This is a genomic window from Enterovirga sp. CN4-39 (assembly GCF_049446235.1).
GTDB lineage: Bacteria > Pseudomonadota > Alphaproteobacteria > Rhizobiales > Beijerinckiaceae > Enterovirga.
In genome coordinates, this window is sequence record NZ_JBMSEF010000011.1 from 131,424 (window position 1) to 149,656 (window position 18,233).

Genomic DNA, 18,233 nt, shown 5'->3' on the forward strand with positions numbered 1-18,233 from the left:
CTGAAGCGAAGCGGTCATGGACGCGACGGCTCGACCTGGGACATCCGGGCATCGCCCGCGGGCTCGGCGGGTTCTATCGTCGCGCGGCTGAACTGCGTGCGGACGCGGCCCTGGAAGAAGAACGTGCGACCGCCATCCGAGACCTCTACGCCTTCGGCCTCGATCGTGCCGTTCTGGGTCGAGATCTTGACCGCCTCGCGCGAGAGCACCGTCCCGCCCTTGATGTCGACGGAGGCGGAGCGCAGCAGCACTTCCTCGCCGCGCGTGGTGGTGATGCGGATCGGCTCGGCCAGGTCCAGATGTTCCTTGGCCGTGTCGAAGAGCGCGGAGGCGGAGACGAGGCTCGCCCGCGTGCCCACGGCGTCGGTGACGAGCTTGGCGTTCACGTCCTTGAGCTCGATCAGGCCCGGCTTGCGGACATCCTGGAACGCCGCCTTCGCGGTCACCTCGTAGGGCCGGTTGTCCTGGCGGAAGCCGGTGAGGCGCGGGTTTTCCATGGCGATCTTGGTGCCGGACAACGTCACGCTGCCGAGCGACAGGCCCGGGATGTCGCCGAACGGCTTGAACATGGTCGCGGCCACGACGAGGCCGCCCGCCGCCAGCGCACCGGCCGGGATGGCGAATTTGAGCAGCCGCACTCGGAGGGAGTGCCGCTTTGCCTTGGCATAGGCGGCGGCGCGATCAGGGCCATGACGGCCGTCGCGTCCCAGCCCCGGCAGATGGCCAGTCACGGGCAAGTCCGGAAGTCGAGGTGGAGCCTCATCTGTGCCCGCCTGCAATGGCGAAGTTGTGGCCACGATTCCTGTCTGCGCCGGTTGAGGAACTCCGTCAACTCTGCCGCGTTTTACCTAACTATGAGCGAAGATGTCCGTCTCCGGCCAGCCGAGCAGGTCCAGGCGGGCGCGGGTGGGTAGGAAGGCGAAGCAGCTCTCGGCGAGTTCCGCCCGCTTCTCGCGTGCCAGCATCGAATCGAGCCGCTCCTTGAGGGCGTGCAGGTGCAGCACGTCCGATGCCGCGTACTCGATCTGCGCCTGGCTCAGTTCCGGAGCCGCCCAGTCCGAGGATTGCTGCGCCTTGGACAGGTCGATGCCGAGAAGCTCCCGCGTCAGGTCCTTCAGGCCGTGCCGGTCCGTGTAGGTGCGCACGAGCCGGGAGGCGATCTTGGTGCAGTAGACGGGCGCCGGCATGACGCCGAGGCGCAGGAAGAGCACCGCCAGGTCGAAGCGCGCGAAATGGAAGATCTTCAGCACCGAGGGATCGGCCAGGACGCGGATCAGCGTGGCCGGGGGCCGCGCGTCCGGCAGGATCTGCACCACGTCCGCATCGCCGTCTCCCCGTGAGATCTGCACCACGCAGAGCCGGTCCCGGTGGGGATTGAGACCGAGCGTCTCGGTGTCGATGGCGATGGAGGGACCGGGCGCGTAATCGGCCGGAAGGTCACCCCGGTGGTACCGGATGGTCATGGGATCGTGCGGGCGGGAGAAACGGATCTCCAGCCCTTAGCGCATGACGGCCCAGCGGGGAACCGGCGCTGCCGCCGGCTCGTCGCCGCTCAGGATTGCCGCGCCACGATGCGGTCGCGGATGCCCTGATAGACGCTGTCCGGCAGCACCTTCTTGCGCCGGAGCTCGTCCTTTCCGTTGTAGGGCCGGTTCTTGATGATGGCCTGGGCGCGGGCCGGACCGACGCCGGGGAGCTGGTCGAGCTGTTCCAGCGTCGCGGTGTTGATGTCGATCAGCGGTGCCTTTGCTGTCGCGCTGGGCGCGGGCGTGGCCGGCGCCGCCCCGGTTTGAGGAGCCTGGGCGAGCGCCGGACCTGCCGAGAGCGCGGCCGCCATGGCCAGCGCCGCGAGTCTGAGCCTTAACATCTGCCTCTCCCTGTTTGGGACCGGAGCTCCTCGCGCCGGCCCTGATCCTCAGCCGAGAAAGCGCCGCCTCGGCCGCTCCTCCTCCTGATCCAGGCCTGGATCATCGGGCGGGTGAGCGACCGGGAACACGACCGGGGCGGGCGTGACGCCACCCGCGAGGGCAGGGGCGGGCCGCTTGCCTTGTTCCGCGGAAGGGCGCGGGGCGGGCCCGGTCCCCGGCGCGGCCGGAGCGGGTTCGGCCGGGACGACCTCGGGTGGAGCGGCGGCCGCGCGAGGCTGGAGCGTCGTCACCTCGGCGCCCTTGGGCTCGGGAGCGGGTTCGGCCGGAACGACTTCCGGAGGAAGCTCCGGCTCCACTGGTGGCACCGGGGTCGCCGCCGTCGCAGCGCCATTCGGCTCCAGGCCGGCCGAGGGTGCCGTCTCCGGTGCGGCGGCTGCCGGGATCGCCTCGACGGGCGCAATGGCGTCCGTTGCCGGCAGGATCGCGACCGGCTCCGGCGTAGGCTCGGGCTCCGCGAAGAGGAGAGCGGCATCGGCAGCGCTCGGGCCGCCCAGCACCTCCGGCGGGGTTTCCCAGACGAAGGCGTCGAGGCGCCCGGTGACGGGCGAGACGGGAGCCCAGGTCTCGGAGACGACCCCGTCCGCGATCCAGGCCTTGTCGCGCGGGGCGTGGGCGGCGCGGGCGAGCCATTCCCGGACCCGGCCAGTCGCGCCCTCGGCCTGTTCCACCTCCGCCATGGCGAGGCAGACGCGAACCGTGGGTCGCTCCTCCAGGAGAGGACGAAGCGCGTCGCGGGCACGGCCGGGCTCGCGGGCATCGAGGGCGGCCCGTGCGATCGCGAGGCGCGATTCGGACGACCAGCTCGACAGCCGGGCAAGGGTCTCGGCGCGGCGCAGCCGGTCCATGGCCGAATCGCCGGAGCGGAGGTTCAGATAGGCGGCGGCAAGGTCCGGATGCTGGATCTGGCGCCAGGCGGTCTCGACGATCTTGGCGGCGCGGCGCAGGTCGCCCTTGCGGGAGAGCTGGCGCGCCGCGAGGACGACGGCCGGGACGAGGTCCGGCGCGAGGCGCACGGCTTCGAGCGCGGCATCGAGCGCCCGGTCGGGATCGCTCTGCTCCTTGGAGAGGGCGTCGGCTGCGTGGAGCACGGCCCGCTGGCGGCGGGAGGCGGCGCGGTCGAGCAGGCCGAGCGAGGCCCGGCGCTCGACGCTGCGCAGGGCCGCCGACCAGTTGCCTTCGGCGGAGTAGGCCTCGAGCACGGCGTCGCTCGCCCACCCGACCGAGGGGGCAAGCCGGGCGGCTTCCTCGGCATAGTTGCGCGCCGCGGGCAGGTCGCCCGAGCGACGCGCCTCGACGAAGAGCCCGCGCAGCCCCAGCACGCGCGTCTCCGGCACCTCCGTCATCTCGCGGAAGGCCGCCTCCGCGGCATCGCGATTGCCGGCGGCCTGCGCGGCCTGGGCCTTCAGCAGGAGCGCCAGAGGCTGGTGCCCGAGGAGGCGCTCGGCCTCGTTCGCGTAGCGCCGGCCCGTCGTCACGTCGCCGGCCCCGACCGCGATGATGCCGCGCGACAGGGCGGTCAGGCCGCGCTCGCGCTTGCGGCGGCGCGAGCCTTCCCCGACGCGGCTCGGAATGCGCAGGATGCCCCGGATGATCGCCCAGACGAGCGACAGCAGCATCGCCAGGACGACGATCGCCACGACGCCGATCGCGAGGGACGTCGTGTATTCGCGGCCGGCCCACGTGAAGGAGATCGTCTCCGGGTTGTCCGCGAGCCAGACGGCGCCCGATGCCGCCACGGCGAAGAGTGCGAGGTAGAGGAGAACGCGCCACATGCGAGGAGACCCTGGGTCAGCGGGACGGCGCGTCGAGCGCGGCGAGTGATTCGGCGCCGATTGTCCGGGCGGCGTTGTCGGCGGCGATGCGGGCCTTGAGACGCGCCCCCCATTCGGCGGAGACCCGTCTCGGCTCGTCCGGGAGGGATTCCCAGGCGGCCGCGGCCTCGCCGAGGGCGCCGCGGTTGAGCGCTGCCTCGATGCGGCCGACGAGGCCCGGGACGTCCCGCCCGCTGCCATCGCCGACGGCCCGCACGGTGACCACCTTCTCGGCGACCCGCATGAGGCGATCGGCGATCGAGCCGGACGGCCCCTGGGGCTGCTCCGTGATCTTGTCGGCGAGCGGCTTGAATTCCGCCGCGAGCGCCTGGGCGCTCGGGGCGGCCTGGGCCGCGAAGGGGCGGAGCGCCTCGACCGCCGGACCGGAGGTGCCGAGCCGCTCGAGCGCGGACAGGGCCGGGCCTAGCGGGCGGCCGCCGCGCAGATCCTGTCCGATCTGCCCGGCCACCACGGCCCGCAGGGCCGCCTGGAGCAGCGACGGGGGTAGTTTCGCGACCTCGGCCGACAGCTTTGCGATCGCCTCGCCGTTGGCCTGGACGTGCCCGTCCAGGCCGGTCGTCGCCGCCTGCACGGCTCCGATCGCGGCCGTGACCGCACGCTGGCGCTCCTCGGCTCCGTTCTGCGCGTTCTGAAGCGCGGCCTTCAGCTCGTCGATCGCGGCGGACGGAGCCGCCTGGGCCAGCCGTCCGTCGACCGCATCCAGGCGGCTGCCCAGCCTGTCGAGATCCTCCCGGACGGCGGGATCGGTCTGGGGCGGAGCCGGAGTAGCGGGCGCAGGCTCGGCTGGTGCCGGGCGGCTCGCGAGCTCCGCGACCTGCCGCTCCGCGCCCTCCGCGGCGCTCCGGGCCGCGGCCACGGTGTCCGTGAGGGAGCGCACCTGGTTCTCAAGCGTGCCGATCCGGCCTTCCAGCGCCTCGTTCGCGGGCTGCGCCACGCCCGGGGCCGGTGCGGCCGGCTGGGGCCGCGTTTCGAGCGCGGCCAGCCGGCTCTCGTAATCGGCAGGCGGCTGGCGCCAGTAGATATCCGCGCCGACCGCGAAGGCGGCGCCGACCACGCCGCCGATGAGGCTCGCGGCGATCACGCCGCTGGCGCTCCGCTTCTCCGGAGCGGGAGGCGGGGGCGGGATCGGCGGAACGGACGACGTGGTCCCGCCGACGGGAGCCGTGTCGAGCGCGGGCGAATCGGCCGGCGCAGCCGGCGCGTCCGTCGGGATCTCCTCGTCGGGCGTGGGGTTCGGTGCCGGGGCCGCCTCCGCTACGGGCACTTCCTGAGGCTTGGCGGCCTGAGGCTTGGCGGCGCCATCCAGACCGGTTGCGGCGATCGGTTCGATCGCGGTCTGCGCCTCCGAGACTTCGTCCGCCACGGAAGCGTCGGCCTGCTGCGAAGAGGAGAACTCCGCCTTCGGCAAGTCGATCACCGGCGGTTCGCGGCGATAAGGGTCGCTCGGGCGGCGCGATCCTGGCTTTCGATCCTTCATCGTGAGCGCGGTTCCAATGCTGTCCGGCAATCGAAGCTTGGCGGATTGGTTCCGTCCTTAGCACCCCGATTGTGGCGGCTGCGAGCCCGGAGGGCGTCCGGCCCTCGCCAGGAGTGCGAGGAGGGATTCCTCGTCCGGTCGTTGTGCGATCAGGATACGGATCCCGACCAGGGAGCGCAGCCCCTGCGCGACGTCCGCCGACAGGCAGAGATGCACCGTTCCGGCGACCGCCTCACCAAGGCCGGCCTCGCGGATGAGGCTTGCCACCAATGCGGCGCTGCGGCGGGAATAATGGAGGATGACCTCGGCCTGGCCGTTCCTCAGGGCCTCCCTTGCCTCCTGGGGGAGGGAGCGGGCGGCAACGGCCTCGTAGCAGTCCCACACCTGGAGGTCGTACCCCGCATCCACGAGCGAACGGGCCGGTTCCACCTTGCGGTCACGCCCTGCGGCGTAGAGCAGCCTCGCTCCCGAGGGCACGGAGGCCCGCACCAGCCAGACGAGATCGAGGCTGTCGCCCGCCGCTTCCTCGACGCGTGCGAATCCGGCCCCGCGCAACTGGTCCGCCGTCCTGCGGCCAACCGCGAAAGCGGTAATCCGTGAGAGCCGCTCCCGCTCGACCGCGAGCGCGGGCACCGCGTTGGAGCTGGTTACGAGGAGCGCATCGAACGGGCCGGCCGGCACGGGTTCTCCCGTGGGCACGACGTCCAGCACCGGTGCGCGCACCGCTTCGTGGCCCAGCGCGGCGAGCCGGCGCGCTGTCGCTTCGGCCTGGCCCCTCGGCCGGGTGACCAGGACCTTCACGGCTCAGGCCTGCAGCATCCCCGGCAGCAGCCGGTTCTTGATCTCGTGCCCGGCCTGGTGGCCGAGGCGCTCGGCGTCGCGGGCGACGCCCTCGAGAGCGACCTCGACCGCATCGGTCCCGTCGGGGCGAAGGACGAGACCCCGGAACCGAATCGTCCCGCTCTCGACGCGGGCATGACCCGCGATGGGTGTGCGGCACGAACCGTCGAGCACGGCCAGGAAGGCGCGTTCCATCGTCAGCGCGGCCTCCGTCGCCGGGTGGTTGATGCGCGCGAGCATCTCCCGCGTGCGGGCGTCGCCGGTGCGGGCCGTGATGGCGATCGCCCCCTGGCCCACGGCCGGCAGCATCTCGTCGATCGAGAAGATCCGCGTCGCGTGCGTTTCCATCCCGAGGCGCTTCAGGCCCGCCAGCGCGAGCAGGGTCGCGCCCGCCTCGCCGCGCTCCAGTTTCTGGAGCCGGGTGCCGACATTCCCGCGCAGCAATCCCACCCGGAGGTCGGGACGCGCCCGCAGGACGAGGGCCTGCCGCCGCGGGGATGCCGTACCCACCACCGTTCCGGGCGGCAGCGCCTCCAGGCTGTCCGCCACCCGCGAGATGAAGACGTCCCGCACGTCCTCGCGGGGCAGGAAGGCCGCGATCACGAGGCCGTCGGGCAGGAAGGTCGGCAGGTCCTTGGCCGAGTGCACGGCGAAGTCGATGCGCTCGTCGAGCAGGGCGGCATCGAGTTCCTTGGTGAACAAACCCTTGCCGCCGGCCTCCGCGAGGGCCCGGTCCTGAATTGCGTCGCCAGTGGTGGTGAAGGGGCGGAGCGTGAGCGGCCCCGCGTCGCAGCCGAGCGCCTCCGCGAGGCGCGCCTGCGCTTCCTTCGCCTGCGCCATCGCAAGCGGCGAGCCCCGCGTGCCGATGACGAGGGTCGGGATCTCGGACAAGATTGAATCTCCGCGGCCGCTTTGCCTCGCGCGGCCCTGCCGCGTTATAGGCTGGCGCTGCGTTCCGCGCGAGGCGTGGACGATCTCCCTTCAGGACTAGACGCAACCCATGCTTGTTCTCGGGCTCGAGACCACTTGCGACGAGACGGCTGCCGCGGTGGTTTCTCTCGGAGCCGACGGGCGCGGCGTGATCCTCTCCAACGAGGTCTTCAGCCAGATCGCCCAGCATTCGGCCTATGGCGGGGTGGTGCCGGAGATCGCGGCTCGCGCCCATGTCGAGATGATCGACCGGCTGACGGCCCGGGCCCTGTCGGCTGCGGGCGTCGGCTTCGGGGATCTGTCGGGCATCGCGGCGGCGGCCGGGCCCGGCCTCATCGGCGGCGTTCTGGTGGGCCTCACCACCGCGAAGACGCTGGCCCTCGTCACCCAGAAGCCGCTGATCGCCGTGAACCATCTCGAGGGGCATGCCCTGACGCCGCGCATGACGGACGGCATCGGCTTTCCCTACCTGCTGCTTCTCGCCTCCGGCGGCCACACGCAACTCGTCGCCGTGCGCGGCGTCGGCGAATACCTGCGCCTCGGCACGACGGTGGACGACGCGATGGGCGAGGCGTTCGACAAGGTCGCCAAGCTCCTCGGCCTCGCCTACCCGGGCGGCCCGGAGGTCGAGCGCGAGGCGGCGCGCGGCAACCCGGAGCGCTTCCAACTGCCGCGCCCGATGCTCGGCCGCCCGAAGCCTGATTTCTCGCTGTCCGGCCTGAAGACGGCGCTTCGCCTGGAGGCCGAGCGCGTCGCGCCCCTAAACGGCACGGACGTGGCCGATCTCTGCGCCTCGTTCCAGGCGGCCGTGGTGGATGTGGTGGTCGACCGCACCCGCGTCGGCCTGAAGCTCTTCCGCGAGCAGGTCGGCCATCCGACGGCCCTCGTGACGGCCGGCGGCGTCGCGGCGAACGGCGCCATCCGGCGCGCGCTCTCGCGCCTTGCGGGCGAGGCGGGTCTGAAGCTCGTCGCGCCTCCGCTCGAGCTCTGTGGCGACAACGGCGCGATGATTGCCTGGGCGGGGATCGAGCGGCTTCGCCTCGGGCTGACGGACGACATGACGGCGCCCGCCCGGGCGCGCTGGACGCTCGGCAGCCCGGATCCCGCTCCCGTAACCGTCTAGCGCTCGTCACGTGGGGGACGCGATGCGTACCATCGGGGTCATCGGAGGTGGCGCCTGGGGGACGGCGCTCGCCAATGCCGTGGCCTCGGCCGGCAAGGCGGTGGCCCTGTGGATGCGCGATCCCGATGCGGCCGCCCGGGCCGAGCTGTCGCGCACCAACAAGCGCTACCTACCCGGCGTCCGCCTTCTCGACCGGATCGGCGTCACCTCCCGGCCGCAGAGCCTCGCGGGCGCCGAGACGATCCTCCTCGTCGTGCCGACCCAGAGCCTGCGGACGGCCCTCGCGAGTTTCGCGGGCGTGCTGCCGCCCCGGACGCCGCTCGTGATCTGCTCCAAGGGCATCGAGCGCGGAACCAACCTGTTTCCCAGCGAGATCGTCCGCGAGCTCCGGCCCGAGGCGCCGGTCGCCATCCTGTCCGGCCCGAGCTTCGCAGCGGATGTCGCGCGCGGCTTGCCGACTGCGGTGGCGCTCGCCGCCGCGGAGGAGGACCTCGCCCGCGCGCTCGCCGCCGACCTCTCCGGGCCGGCGCTGCGCGTCTATCACGGCACCGACATTCGCGGCGTGGAGATCGGCGGCGCCGCCAAGAACGTGCTCGCGATCGCGGTCGGGATCGTCGAGGGCCGCAAGCTCGGCGAGAGCGCCAAGGCGGCCCTCACGGCCCGGGGCTTCGCCGAGCTGCTCCGGTTCGCGCAGGCCTATGGCGGCAGGCCGCACACCCTCATGGGCCTCTCCGGCCTGGGCGACCTCGTCCTCACCTGCGGGTCCGCGCAGTCGCGCAACTTCTCGCTCGGCCTCGAAATCGGAAGGGGTGCTCCGGATGCGGGAGGCGGCAAGCTGGCGGAGGGCGCCTTCACGGCGGACGCCCTGATCGAGCTCGCCCATGCGCGGGAGGTCGAGATGCCCATCGCCGAAGCCGTCGCGGCCGTCCTCGCAGGGAGGCTCACGGTGGACGATGTGGTGGAGAGCCTGATGGCGCGGCCGCTCAAGGCCGAGTAAGCCGGCCGGGAAGACAGAGGGGAAAGGTCATGGCGCATTGGCTCTACAAGTCGGAGCCATCGTCCTGGTCATGGGACGAGCAGGTCGCCGCCGGCGAGAAGGGGACCGCCTGGACGGGCGTCCGCAACCATCTGGCGAAGAAGCATCTCCAGGCCATGAAGCTGGGCGAGCGCGGCTTCTTCTATCATTCCAACGAGGGCAAGGCCGTCGTCGGCATCGTCGAGGTGATCCGCGAGTACTATCCCGACCACACGGACCCGACCGGCCGCTTCGGGATGGTGGACCTGAAGGCGGTCGAGCCGCTGCGCGAGCCCGTCACGCTGGAGGCGATCAAGTCGCAGCCCGAACTCGCCGACATGGTGCTCATCAAGAACTCACGGCTCTCGGTGCAGCCGGTCACCGACGAGGAGTGGCGAATCGTCTGCCGGCTCGGCGGCCTCTAGGGCTTCCGCGCGGCTCGTCCAGTCGCGCCAGAGCAGGACCAGGGCCGCCATGATGGCCGGCCCCAGGAAAAGGCCGAGGAGCCCCCAGGTTTCGACTCCGCCCAGGATCCCGAGAAGGACCCACAGGAAGGGCAACTTCGTCGCGCCCCCGATCAGGGCGGGCCGGATGAAATGGTCGGCCACGAACACGACCGCGAAGCCGAACGCCACCACGGCGACGGCTGCCGTGACCGAGCCGGCCGCGAGCAGCAGGATCCCCACGATGCAGAACACGACGGGGGTCGCGAAGGGGATCATGGCCGCGATGGCGGTCGCCGCGCCGAACAGCGCCGGATGCGGCACCCCGGCCATCAGATAGGCCAGCCACATCAGGACACCCTCGCCGAGCCCAACGAGGACGAGCCCGTCGACCGTCCCGTGCACGGAGGCGATCGCCTGGCGCCCGATGCGTTCGCCATGCGGCCCGAAGGCGCGATGGCTGGCAGCGAGCATCTGCGCGCCGACCTGCTCGCCGTCCCGGTACAGGAAGAACAGGGCGAGCAGGGTAAAGGCGAAGACGACGACCCGGTGGACGAGCTGCCCGCCCAGCTCGCGCGTGTAGCCGTAGAGCGAGGCGTGGTTGAGCCTGCCCAGGAACTCGGAATAGCCGGCCGGGTCGGCGAGCGTCTCGCGCCACCAGGAGACCGCCTGCGCGCCGATGACGGGAAGACCGCCCAGCCAGCCGGGCACCGCGATTCCGTGCTGCCGGGCCTCTTCGAGGGCCGCGTAGATGACGCGCGCCTCGCGGGCGAGCTCCACGCCGGCAATGCCGAGCGGGATCAGGACGAGCAGCGCCGCCGCTGCCGTGAACAGGGCGGGGAGCGCTATGTCATGGCCCCGGGCCGGCCAGCGCGCCCGCGCGCGGCGGTAGAGAGGCCAGGTGGCGATCGCCAGGATGGCGGCCCAGACGAGCGCCGGCAGGAACGCCTTCAGGGTCCAAAGGCCGAGCAGCACGAGGATGATCGCGAGCGCGAGCCTCGCGCGACCCTGGAACCGCCACGTCTCGGCGCGAGCGGCCTCCTGACCTGCAGCCTCGTCACTGGTCATCGTGGCCTCGAACCCACATGTGTCGGGCGGGAAACTGCCCGAGCGCCGGCCCCGCGGCAATGCAGGGAAGTTTCAGGCGCAGGGCGCTCGCAGCCGGTATATGGACCGGCTCGAAACGAGGGCGAACGCCCTCCAGAGGAGACAGGTTATGCAGGAACGTCGCCCCGTGATGCTGGTCATTCTCGACGGCTGGGGCTGGCGCGAGGAGCGGGCCGACAATGCGGTGCTCCAGGCGAAGACTCCCAGCTTCGACCGGCTCTGGGCGGAGGGGCCGCATGCCTTCCTGCACACGTCCGGCCATGACGTCGGGCTGCCGGACGGCCAGATGGGCAATTCCGAGGTCGGTCACCTGAATATCGGCGCGGGCCGGGTGGTCATGCAGGACCTGCCGCGGATCGGGAGCGCCATCGCGGATGGTAGCCTGGCGAAGAATCCCGAGCTTCTCCGCTTCATCGACAAGCTCAAGGCGAGCGGCGGGACATGCCATCTCGTCGGGCTCGTGTCGCCGGGCGGCGTCCATTCGCACCAGGACCACGCGGCCGCGCTCGCGCGTGTCGTGGCGGAGGCCGGCGTGGAGGTCGCCGTCCATGCCTGGACGGATGGCCGCGACACCCCGCCGCGTTCTGGCGCCGAGGATCTGAAACGCCTCGCGGCCGCGCTGCCCCAGGGTGCGACGCTCGCGACCGTGTCGGGCCGCTACTACGCCATGGACCGCGACAAGCGCTGGGAGCGCGTCTCGAAGGCCTATGCGGCCATGGCGGCCGCCGAAGGGCAGCACGCTCCCGACGCCGCGACCGTCATGCGGGACAGCTACGCCCGGGACGTCACGGACGAGTTCGTGGTGCCGACCGTGATCGGCGATTTCGCCGGGATGCGCGATGGCGACGGCCTCCTGTCGTTCAACTTCCGGGCCGACCGGGTGCGCGAGATCCTGGACGCCCTGCTCGATCCGGGTTTCTCAGGCTTCGAACGCGGCCGCGTGGTGAAGTTCGCGGCCGCGCTGGGCATGACGCAGTACTCCACGGACCTCGACCGCTTCCTCGCGACCCTCTTCCCGCCGCAGGACCTGAAGAACGTGCTGGGCGCGGTGGCCGCGAAGGCCGGCCGGACGCAGCTCCGCATGGCGGAGACGGAGAAATATCCGCACGTCACCTATTTCCTGAACGGCGGCGAGGAGCGACCCTTCCCGGGCGAGGAGCGCATCATGGTGCCCTCACCGAAGGTCGCGACCTACGACCTGCAGCCGGAGATGTCGGCGCCCGAGCTCACCGAGAAGGCCGTCCAGGCGATCCGGTCCGGCAAGTTCGACCTCATCGTCCTGAATTTCGCCAATGCCGACATGGTCGGGCACACGGGCAGCCTCGAGGCCGCCACCAAGGCCGTCGAGGCCGTGGATGCGGGGCTCGGCCGCATCGCCGACGCGGTGCTCGCGTCCGGAGGCGCGCTCCTGGTCACGGCCGACCACGGCAATGCGGAGCTGATGCGGGACCCCGTGACGGGCGGCCCGCACACGGCCCACACCACGAACCCCGTCCCGGTGATCCTTGCGGGCGTGAAGGGCGCGACGATGCATGACGGCCGTCTGGCCGATCTCGCCCCCACGCTGCTGAAGCTGATGGGCATCGAGCAGCCGCCAGAGATGACCGGCAAGCCGCTGCTGGATTGAGGCCGGTCTTTCAGGGGCCGAGCAGAAGAGCGTCGATGTCGCGTGCACCGTGTACGATGTGCAGGACGACGACGGTGTTTGCCTCGACCCGGTAGAAGATCAGGTAGTTCCCGACGGCCGTTCGAGAACGCCGTGTTCTTCCCGCCCGGGTACGAGCGGGAAGCGCTCGGGCATCTCGCTGAGGTTGCGGCAACGCCCTTCGATTTCGGCGACGAACGTTAAGGCACGCCGGGGCGAATCCTGCGCGATCCGATCGCCAATCTCCCTGAGCTGGCGCCGAGCCGCGGCGGTGAACCGGACCTTCACTCCGGCTGCGTTGCTGCAAGGGCCTCGTAGCGCGCCTTCATCTCGCCGAAGACCTCATCGGCTTCGAAGGTGCGCCCCGCATCGGCATCCTCGATTCCTTCCGTCACAGCGGCATCGAGAAATCGGCGACGCGCCTCGCGTTGTCCCAGGAGCCGAATGCCTTCGCGCAGCACCTCTGCCTCGTCGGCGAACCGTCCGGTGCGGATCAGTTCGGCGACCGCGGCTTCGGCATCGCGCCCGAGATCGGCAGCAATCATGGGATCCCTCCGGTCCCAGATACATCGCGGGCGGCCAAAGGAAGATCAAGAGAAAGGCTTGGGTGCCCTCAGCCGGACGCGCCGGTGTCGTCGAGCGCGAGCAGTGCGGCGTTGCCGCCGGCCGCTGCCGTGTTGATGCTGACCGAGCGCTCCGCCACCAGCCGCCACAGCGGATAGCGATACGGCACCGCCGGCCGGATGATCGGGACGATGGCCTCGGTCTCGGAGGCGAATGCCTGGCGGATCGCGGCCGTCTTCTCGGGACTGAGATCGACCAGGACGGCATCCGCGGAGGCCTCGACCGGGTCGGTGGAGATCCGGAGAAGGTCTGAGCCGAGGGCGCCGGCGATGGTCCGGGCAGCGTCGCTGTCCGGCAGGATCGCGCGGTTTCCGGTCCCGATCGCGGCGGCCACCTGCGCGATGAGCGCGGGCAGGTCCTCGGCCAGGCAGGCGACGCAGCCGCGTGGATGGAGCGAGAGCGTGTCGCGCTCGCCGGTCGGGCCCGGCAGTTCCACGGGCTCGCGGCCATAAGGATTGCGGCGCGCGGCCTCGATCACGGCCAGGAGGTAGGGTCGTCCCTCTTCGCCGGAGCGCTCCCTGTCGGATGCGAGTCGGGCCAGCCTGTCCAGGGCCGTCGCGGCTTCGCGGGACGGCTTCGCCCTGCTCGGCCAGGGCGGAGTGGAGCCGCGCACGAGCCGGTGCAGGTAGAATGGGCCGCCCGCCTTCGGGCCGGTTCCCGAAAGGCCCTCGCCCCCGAAGGGCTGGCTCCCCACCACGGCCCCGACGATGTTGCGGTTCACATAGACGTTGCCGGCCCGGATGGCCGCGAGGACTGCATCCACCGTCTCGTCGATCCGGGTATGCACGCCGTGCGTCAGGCCGTAGCCCGCGGCGTTGATGCGGCGGACGAGGTCGGGCAGGTCCTGGCCGCGGAAGCGCACGACGTGGAGAACGGGTCCGAACACTTCGCGCCGCAGCGCTTCGACGGAGGGCAGCTCAATGAGCGTCGGCGGCACGAATGTGCCCGATCCGGCCTGCGGCGGCAGCGGCAGCTGCACCACGCGGTGGCCCGCCTCCCGCATCTCGGCGACATGCCGCTCGATCCCGGCTTTCGCGTCGGCATCGATAACCGGTCCGACATCGGTGGCAAGGTCGAGGGGCGAGCCGACCCGGAGCTCCTTCATCGCTCCTTCGAGCATCGCGACCGTGCGATCGGCGATGTCCTCCTGCAGGCAGAGGATGCGGAGCGCCGAGCAGCGCTGGCCGGCGGAATCGAAGGCGCTTTCGATCACGTCCGCCACGACCTGCTCGGGCAGGGCCGACGAATCGACGATCATCGCGTTGAGGCCGCCCGTTTCGGCGATCAGGACCGGGTCGTCGTCCCGAACCGAGAGCGCGCGTTCGATGCTCTTCCCGACCGCGGTCGAGCCCGTGAACACCACCCCGCCGATGCGCGGGTCGGAGACGAGCCGCGCGCCGACCGTCTCGCCCGGGCCGGGCAGGAGCTGTAGCGCTTCGGGCGGGATGCCCGCCTCGTGGGCGAGCCGGACAGCGGCAGAGGCGACGAGCGGCGTCTGCTCGGCCGGCTTTGCCAGCACCGTGTTGCCCGCCACGAGGGCGGCCGCGACCTGCCCGGTGAAGATCGCGAGCGGGAAATTCCAGGGCGAGATGCAGACGATAGGGCGGACCGGGTCCGTGCCGTCGAGATCGGCCCGTGCCCGAGCCGCGTAGTAGCGGCAGAAATCGACGGCCTCCCGGATCTCCGCGATGCCGTTCCGGGCCGTCTTGCCGGCCTCCCGCATCATCAGCCCGACGAGGTGGAGTCGTTCCCCTTCGAGCAGGTCCGCCCAGCGCTCGAGATGTGACGCCCGCCCGGCGGGGCCCAGCTTCGCCCAGCCCGGGAGGGCCTCCGCAGCCGCGCCGACAGCGAGTTCGACGTCATCCAGTGTCGCCTCTTCGGCAAGCCCGACGAGGTCGTAGCCGTCCGACGGGTTCCGGATCTCCGTGACGTTCCGGCCAAAAGCGCCGGCCTCGCTCACCAGGGTCGGTCCGGCCCGGCGCACCTCCCTGTCTGCCGCGAGGACAGCGCCTAGTTCAGCCAACTCCGCCTCGGCGGCGAGGTCGTAGCCGGCGGAATTGCGCCGGTCCGGAAACAGGCCCGGCGGCCCGGGCAGCCGGCCATGCGGGCGCCCACCCTCCTCCCGGACGGCTGCGACCGGATCGGCGATCAGGCTGTCGAGCGGGATGGTCTCGTCCACCATCTGGTTCACGAAGGACGAGTTGGCGCCGTTCTCCAGGAGGCGCCTGACGAGATAGGCGAGCAGCGTCTCGTGCGGCCCGACGGGAGCGTAGACCCGGACAGGCAGTTCCGGCCCGACGATCTCGTCGTAGATGGTCTCGCCCATGCCGTGCAGGCACTGGAACTCGTATCGCGCGTTCCCCTCCATCGCCCGGATCGCGCCGATCGAGAAGGCGTTGTGGGTGGCGAATTGCGGGTAGATGGCGTCCGGGGCGGCCAGCATCGCCCGCGCGCAGGCGAGATACGAGACGTCCGTGTGCCGCTTGCGGGTGAAGACCGGGTAGTCCGCGAAGCCGCCGAGCTGGGCGAGCTTGATCTCCGAATCCCAGTAGGCGCCCTTGACGAGCCGGACCATGAGGCGCCGCCCCGTGCGGCGACCGAGATCCGCCAGCCAGTCGATCACCGGCCGGGCCCGCTTGCCGTAGGCCTGCACGACGAAGCCGATGCCGTCCCAACCCGCCAAGGCTGGATCGATCGCCAGCGCCTCCAGGATGTCGAGCGAAATCTCGAGCCGATCCTGCTCCTCGGCGTCGATGTTGAGGCCGATGTCGTAGCTCTTCGCGAGCAGCGCGAGCGACTTCACGCGCGGCAGCAGCTCGGCCATCACCCGCTCACGCTGCTGGCGCGAATAGCGGGGATGAAGGGCCGAGAGCTTGATGGAGATGCCCGGCCCGCCGACGATGCCGCGCCCGGCGGATTCCCGCCCGATCGCCACCACGGCCTCCGCGTAGGCGCGCATGTAGCGCTCGGCATCTGCGGCATTCACGGCCGCCTCGCCCAGCATGTCGTAGGAGAAGCGATAGCCGCGCCTTTCGCGGGCCTTGGCGCTCGCCAGCGCCTCGGCGATCGTCTCGCCGGTCACGAATTGCCGCCCCAGCATGCGGATGGCGAAATCCGTCGCCCGCCGGATGAGCGGCGCGCCGCTCCGCCCGAGCAGCCCCAGCAGCGAGCCCCCGAGTTCGCCGGCGGAATGGGTCGGCACCAGCCGGCCCGTGACGAGGAGACCCCAGGCCGCCGCATTAACGAAGAGCGAGGGCGAATGCCCGACATGGGCCGACCAGTCGCCGCGCCCGATCTTGTCGCGGATCAGGCGGTCGCGCGTCGCCTCGTCCGGCACGCGCAGCAGCGCCTCGGCAAGGCACATCAGGGCGATGCCCTCCGTCGAGTCGAGCGAGAACTCGTGCATCAGCGCATCGACGCCGCTGGCGGACCGGCGCGCGGCGCGGACGCTCAGCGCGAGTCGGCGGGCCAGGCTTTGCGCGGCCGTGAGCTGTTCGCTCGATAGCGCGGCCTCGTCCGCCAACTGCAGGACATGCGGGCGCTCATCGACACGGTGGCAGGCTGCAATGGCCTGCCGCAGCGGCGTCCCGGATGCCGGCGCGGCCTGGAAGCCGGCCGGGAGGCGGGGCGGAAGCCGTTCAGGGTCGAGAGCTGCGGACATGCGGACCTCCGGCGAGGGAACGCTGCACTCGAACCGGCTTGATCAAAGGGGGGCCGCTCGGGCCCCCGGGCGATCAGATCCCGCCCATGCAGAGATACTTGATCTCCAGATAGTCATCGATCCCGTAATGGGAGCCCTCGCGGCCCAGGCCCGATTCCTTCACGCCGCCGAAGGGGGCGATCTCCGTGGAGATGATGCCCTCGTTGATGCCGACGATGCCGTAATCGAGCGCCTCGGCGACCCGCCATACGCGGCCGATGTCGCGGCCGTAGAAATAGGACGCGAGGCCGAACTCGGTGTCGTTCGCCATCCGGATCGCCTCCTCCTCCGTCTTGAAACGGAAGATCGGCGCGACCGGTCCGAAGGTCTCCTCGCGGAAGATCTTCATGTCGGGCGTGGTGTCGGCGAGCACGGTCGGCTCGAAGAAGGAGCCGCCCAGGCCCGAGCGCTTGCCGCCCGTGACCACCTTCGCGCCCTTGGCGAGTGCGTCCTCGACATGCTCCTCGACCTTGGCGACCGCCTTCTGGTCGATGAGCGGCCCGATCACCGTGCCCTCGCCGAAACCATCGCCCACCTTCAGGTCACGGACCGCCTCGGCGAGCCGCTTCACGAAGGCGTCGTAGATGCCGTCCTGGACCAGGATGCGGTTGGCGCAGACGCAGGTCTGGCCGGCATTGCGGTACTTGGAGGCGATCGCGCCCTTCACGGCCGGCTCGAGATCCGCGTCGTCGAACACGATGAAGGGGGCGTTGCCGCCGAGCTCCATCGAGGTCTTCTTCACGGTCTTGGCGCATTGCTCGAGGAGCACCTTCCCGATCTCGGTCGAGCCCGTGAAGGTGAGCTTGCGGACAGTCGGGTTGGAGGTCATCTCGCCGCCGATCTCCGAAGCCGATCCGGTCACGCAGGACAGGACGCCCTTCGGCACGCCCGCGCGCTCGGCGAGTTCGCAGAGCGCGAGCGCGGAGAACGGCGTCTGGCTCGCCGGCTTGAGCACCATCGTGCAGCCGGCCGCGAGCGCCGGGCCCGCCTTGCGGGTGATCATGGCGGCCGGGAAGTTCCAGGGCGTGATGGCGGCGCAGACGCCGATCGGCTGCTTGATGACCACGATGCGCTTGTCGGTCCCGTGCGCCGGGATCACGTCGCCGTAGATGCGCTTCCCCTCCTCGCCGAACCACTCGATGAAGGAAGCCGCATAGGCGATCTCGCCCTTCGCCTCGGCGAGCGGCTTGCCCTGCTCGGCCGTCATGATGGCGGCGAGGTCTTCCTGGTTCGCCATCATCAGGTCGAACCAGCGGCGAAGGATCTGGGCACGCTCCTTGGCGGTCTTGGCGCGCCAGGCCGGGAGGGCGGCTTCCGCAGCCTCGATGGCGCGGCGCGTCTCGGCAGCGCCCATCTTCGGGACGGTCCCGAGCGTGTCACCGGTGGAGGGGTTGTCGACCGTTATCGTGCCGCCGCCATCGGCATCGAGCCAGGCGCCGTCGATATAGCATTGCTGCCGGAACAGCTTCGGGTCTTTCAGCGCCCGCGTTCCGGTGCGGATGTCCATATAGGTCATAGGCGGTCTCCCTTTGGTTGGGGAGACCTCTAGCACGCCGCCGCGGCGGCGTC

The 18,233-nt window shown here is 71.1% G+C and carries 15 protein-coding genes and 1 pseudogene; 4 read left to right on the top strand and 12 right to left on the bottom strand.

All coding sequences use genetic code 11. The features are described 5' to 3' along the window. Positions 1–14 precede the first annotated feature (14 nt). From lptC to hemC, 7 genes are all read right to left on the bottom strand, one after another. Positions 15–731 carry an LPS export ABC transporter periplasmic protein LptC gene (lptC, locus tag ACO2SS_RS18335; RefSeq protein ID WP_423279204.1) on the bottom strand — a complete coding sequence of 239 codons (717 nt, stop codon included), beginning with the start codon at positions 729–731 and terminating at the stop codon, positions 15–17. A gap of 117 nt (positions 732–848) precedes the next feature. Further along, a complete protein-coding gene (locus ACO2SS_RS18340) occupies positions 849–1,463 on the bottom strand; it encodes a ribonuclease D (RefSeq protein ID WP_423279205.1) in 615 nt (204 codons plus the stop codon). An 89-nt stretch (positions 1,464–1,552) separates the two neighbouring features. Further along, positions 1,553–1,867 (bottom strand): ComEA family DNA-binding protein, encoded by a 315-nt coding sequence (locus ACO2SS_RS18345; RefSeq protein ID WP_423279206.1) that lies wholly within the window; start codon positions 1,865–1,867, stop codon positions 1,553–1,555. 48 nt (positions 1,868–1,915) lie between these two features. Then, positions 1,916–3,700 carry a heme biosynthesis protein HemY gene (locus ACO2SS_RS18350; RefSeq protein ID WP_423279207.1) on the bottom strand — a complete coding sequence of 595 codons (1,785 nt, stop codon included), beginning with the start codon at positions 3,698–3,700 and terminating at the stop codon, positions 1,916–1,918. A 16-nt stretch (positions 3,701–3,716) separates the two neighbouring features. Continuing rightward, a complete protein-coding gene (locus ACO2SS_RS18355; protein WP_423279208.1) occupies positions 3,717–5,177 on the bottom strand; it encodes a COG4223 family protein in 1,461 nt (486 codons plus the stop codon). Between the two features lie 117 nt (positions 5,178–5,294). Next, a complete protein-coding gene (locus ACO2SS_RS18360; protein WP_423279209.1) occupies positions 5,295–6,038 on the bottom strand; it encodes a uroporphyrinogen-III synthase in 744 nt (247 codons plus the stop codon). Positions 6,039–6,041: 3 nt separating this feature from the next. Further along, the gene (gene hemC, locus ACO2SS_RS18365; RefSeq protein WP_423279210.1) at positions 6,042–6,968 is read right to left on the bottom strand and encodes a hydroxymethylbilane synthase; all 927 of its coding nucleotides are present in this window, start codon (positions 6,966–6,968) and stop codon (positions 6,042–6,044) included. 109 nt (positions 6,969–7,077) lie between these two features. Here hemC and tsaD point away from each other — a divergent pair, with 109 nt between their 5' ends. Genes tsaD through ACO2SS_RS18380 form a run of 3 tightly spaced genes read left to right on the top strand, consistent with a single transcriptional unit; the run spans position 7,078 to position 9,570 of the window. Beyond that, positions 7,078–8,130 (top strand): tRNA (adenosine(37)-N6)-threonylcarbamoyltransferase complex transferase subunit TsaD, encoded by a 1,053-nt coding sequence (gene tsaD / locus ACO2SS_RS18370; protein WP_423279211.1) that lies wholly within the window; start codon positions 7,078–7,080, stop codon positions 8,128–8,130. A gap of 22 nt (positions 8,131–8,152) precedes the next feature. Further along, complete coding sequence (locus ACO2SS_RS18375) at positions 8,153–9,127, top strand: NAD(P)H-dependent glycerol-3-phosphate dehydrogenase (RefSeq protein ID WP_423279212.1); 975 nt, start codon at positions 8,153–8,155, stop codon at positions 9,125–9,127. A 29-nt stretch (positions 9,128–9,156) separates the two neighbouring features. Beyond that, positions 9,157–9,570: an EVE domain-containing protein gene (locus ACO2SS_RS18380; RefSeq protein ID WP_423279213.1), complete on the top strand. Its 414-nt coding sequence runs from the start codon at positions 9,157–9,159 to the stop codon at positions 9,568–9,570. Here ACO2SS_RS18380 and ACO2SS_RS18385 read toward each other — a convergent pair. After that, a complete protein-coding gene (locus ACO2SS_RS18385) occupies positions 9,502–10,656 on the bottom strand; it encodes an AI-2E family transporter (protein WP_423279214.1) in 1,155 nt (384 codons plus the stop codon). The two genes, ACO2SS_RS18380 and ACO2SS_RS18385, sit on opposite strands and share 69 nt — an antisense overlap. Before the next feature lie 148 nt (positions 10,657–10,804). On the opposite strand from ACO2SS_RS18385, the gene gpmI reads away from it, so the two are divergent. Further along, positions 10,805–12,322 carry a 2,3-bisphosphoglycerate-independent phosphoglycerate mutase gene (gene gpmI / locus ACO2SS_RS18390; RefSeq protein ID WP_423279215.1) on the top strand — a complete coding sequence of 506 codons (1,518 nt, stop codon included), beginning with the start codon at positions 10,805–10,807 and terminating at the stop codon, positions 12,320–12,322. Between the two features lie 10 nt (positions 12,323–12,332). Here the strand turns inward: gpmI and ACO2SS_RS18395 are convergent. The 4 genes and pseudogenes from ACO2SS_RS18395 to gabD all read right to left on the bottom strand — a co-directional run bounded on the left by ACO2SS_RS18395 (position 12,333) and on the right by gabD (position 18,171). Further along, positions 12,333–12,628: pseudogene (locus ACO2SS_RS18395) on the bottom strand (type II toxin-antitoxin system RelE/ParE family toxin). Further along, on the bottom strand, positions 12,625–12,885 hold the full coding sequence (locus ACO2SS_RS18400) for a type II toxin-antitoxin system ParD family antitoxin (protein ID WP_423279216.1): 261 nt from the start codon (positions 12,883–12,885) through the stop codon (positions 12,625–12,627). Before ACO2SS_RS18400 ends, ACO2SS_RS18395 begins: the two are co-directional and overlap by 4 nt. 68 nt (positions 12,886–12,953) lie before the next feature. After that, positions 12,954–16,625, bottom strand: coding sequence for a bifunctional proline dehydrogenase/L-glutamate gamma-semialdehyde dehydrogenase PutA (gene putA / locus ACO2SS_RS18405; RefSeq protein WP_423279217.1), 3,672 nt, complete (start codon positions 16,623–16,625; stop codon positions 12,954–12,956). A 73-nt stretch (positions 16,626–16,698) separates the two neighbouring features. Then, positions 16,699–18,171, bottom strand: coding sequence for an NADP-dependent succinate-semialdehyde dehydrogenase (gene gabD / locus ACO2SS_RS18410; protein WP_423279269.1), 1,473 nt, complete (start codon positions 18,169–18,171; stop codon positions 16,699–16,701). Positions 18,172–18,233: the final 62 nt, after the last annotated feature.

Excerpts from the sequence above, each read along its gene's own strand:
- gabD (WP_423279269.1), bottom strand. The coding sequence starts at position 18,171 with ATGGACATCCGCACCGGAACGCGGGCGCTGAAAGACCCGAAGCTGTTC.
- ACO2SS_RS18340 (WP_423279205.1), bottom strand. The coding sequence starts at position 1,463 with ATGACCATCCGGTACCACCGGGGTGACCTTCCGGCCGATTACGCGCCC.
- ACO2SS_RS18350 (WP_423279207.1), bottom strand. The coding sequence starts at position 3,700 with ATGTGGCGCGTTCTCCTCTACCTCGCACTCTTCGCCGTGGCGGCATCG.
- putA (WP_423279217.1), bottom strand. The coding sequence starts at position 16,625 with ATGTCCGCAGCTCTCGACCCTGAACGGCTTCCGCCCCGCCTCCCGGCC.
- ACO2SS_RS18375 (WP_423279212.1), top strand. The coding sequence starts at position 8,153 with ATGCGTACCATCGGGGTCATCGGAGGTGGCGCCTGGGGGACGGCGCTC.
- ACO2SS_RS18380 (WP_423279213.1), top strand. The coding sequence starts at position 9,157 with ATGGCGCATTGGCTCTACAAGTCGGAGCCATCGTCCTGGTCATGGGAC.
- gpmI (WP_423279215.1), top strand. The coding sequence starts at position 10,805 with ATGCAGGAACGTCGCCCCGTGATGCTGGTCATTCTCGACGGCTGGGGC.
- ACO2SS_RS18400 (WP_423279216.1), bottom strand. The coding sequence starts at position 12,885 with ATGATTGCTGCCGATCTCGGGCGCGATGCCGAAGCCGCGGTCGCCGAA.
- ACO2SS_RS18345 (WP_423279206.1), bottom strand. The coding sequence starts at position 1,867 with ATGTTAAGGCTCAGACTCGCGGCGCTGGCCATGGCGGCCGCGCTCTCG.
- tsaD (WP_423279211.1), top strand. The coding sequence starts at position 7,078 with ATGCTTGTTCTCGGGCTCGAGACCACTTGCGACGAGACGGCTGCCGCG.
- ACO2SS_RS18385 (WP_423279214.1), bottom strand. The coding sequence starts at position 10,656 with ATGACCAGTGACGAGGCTGCAGGTCAGGAGGCCGCTCGCGCCGAGACG.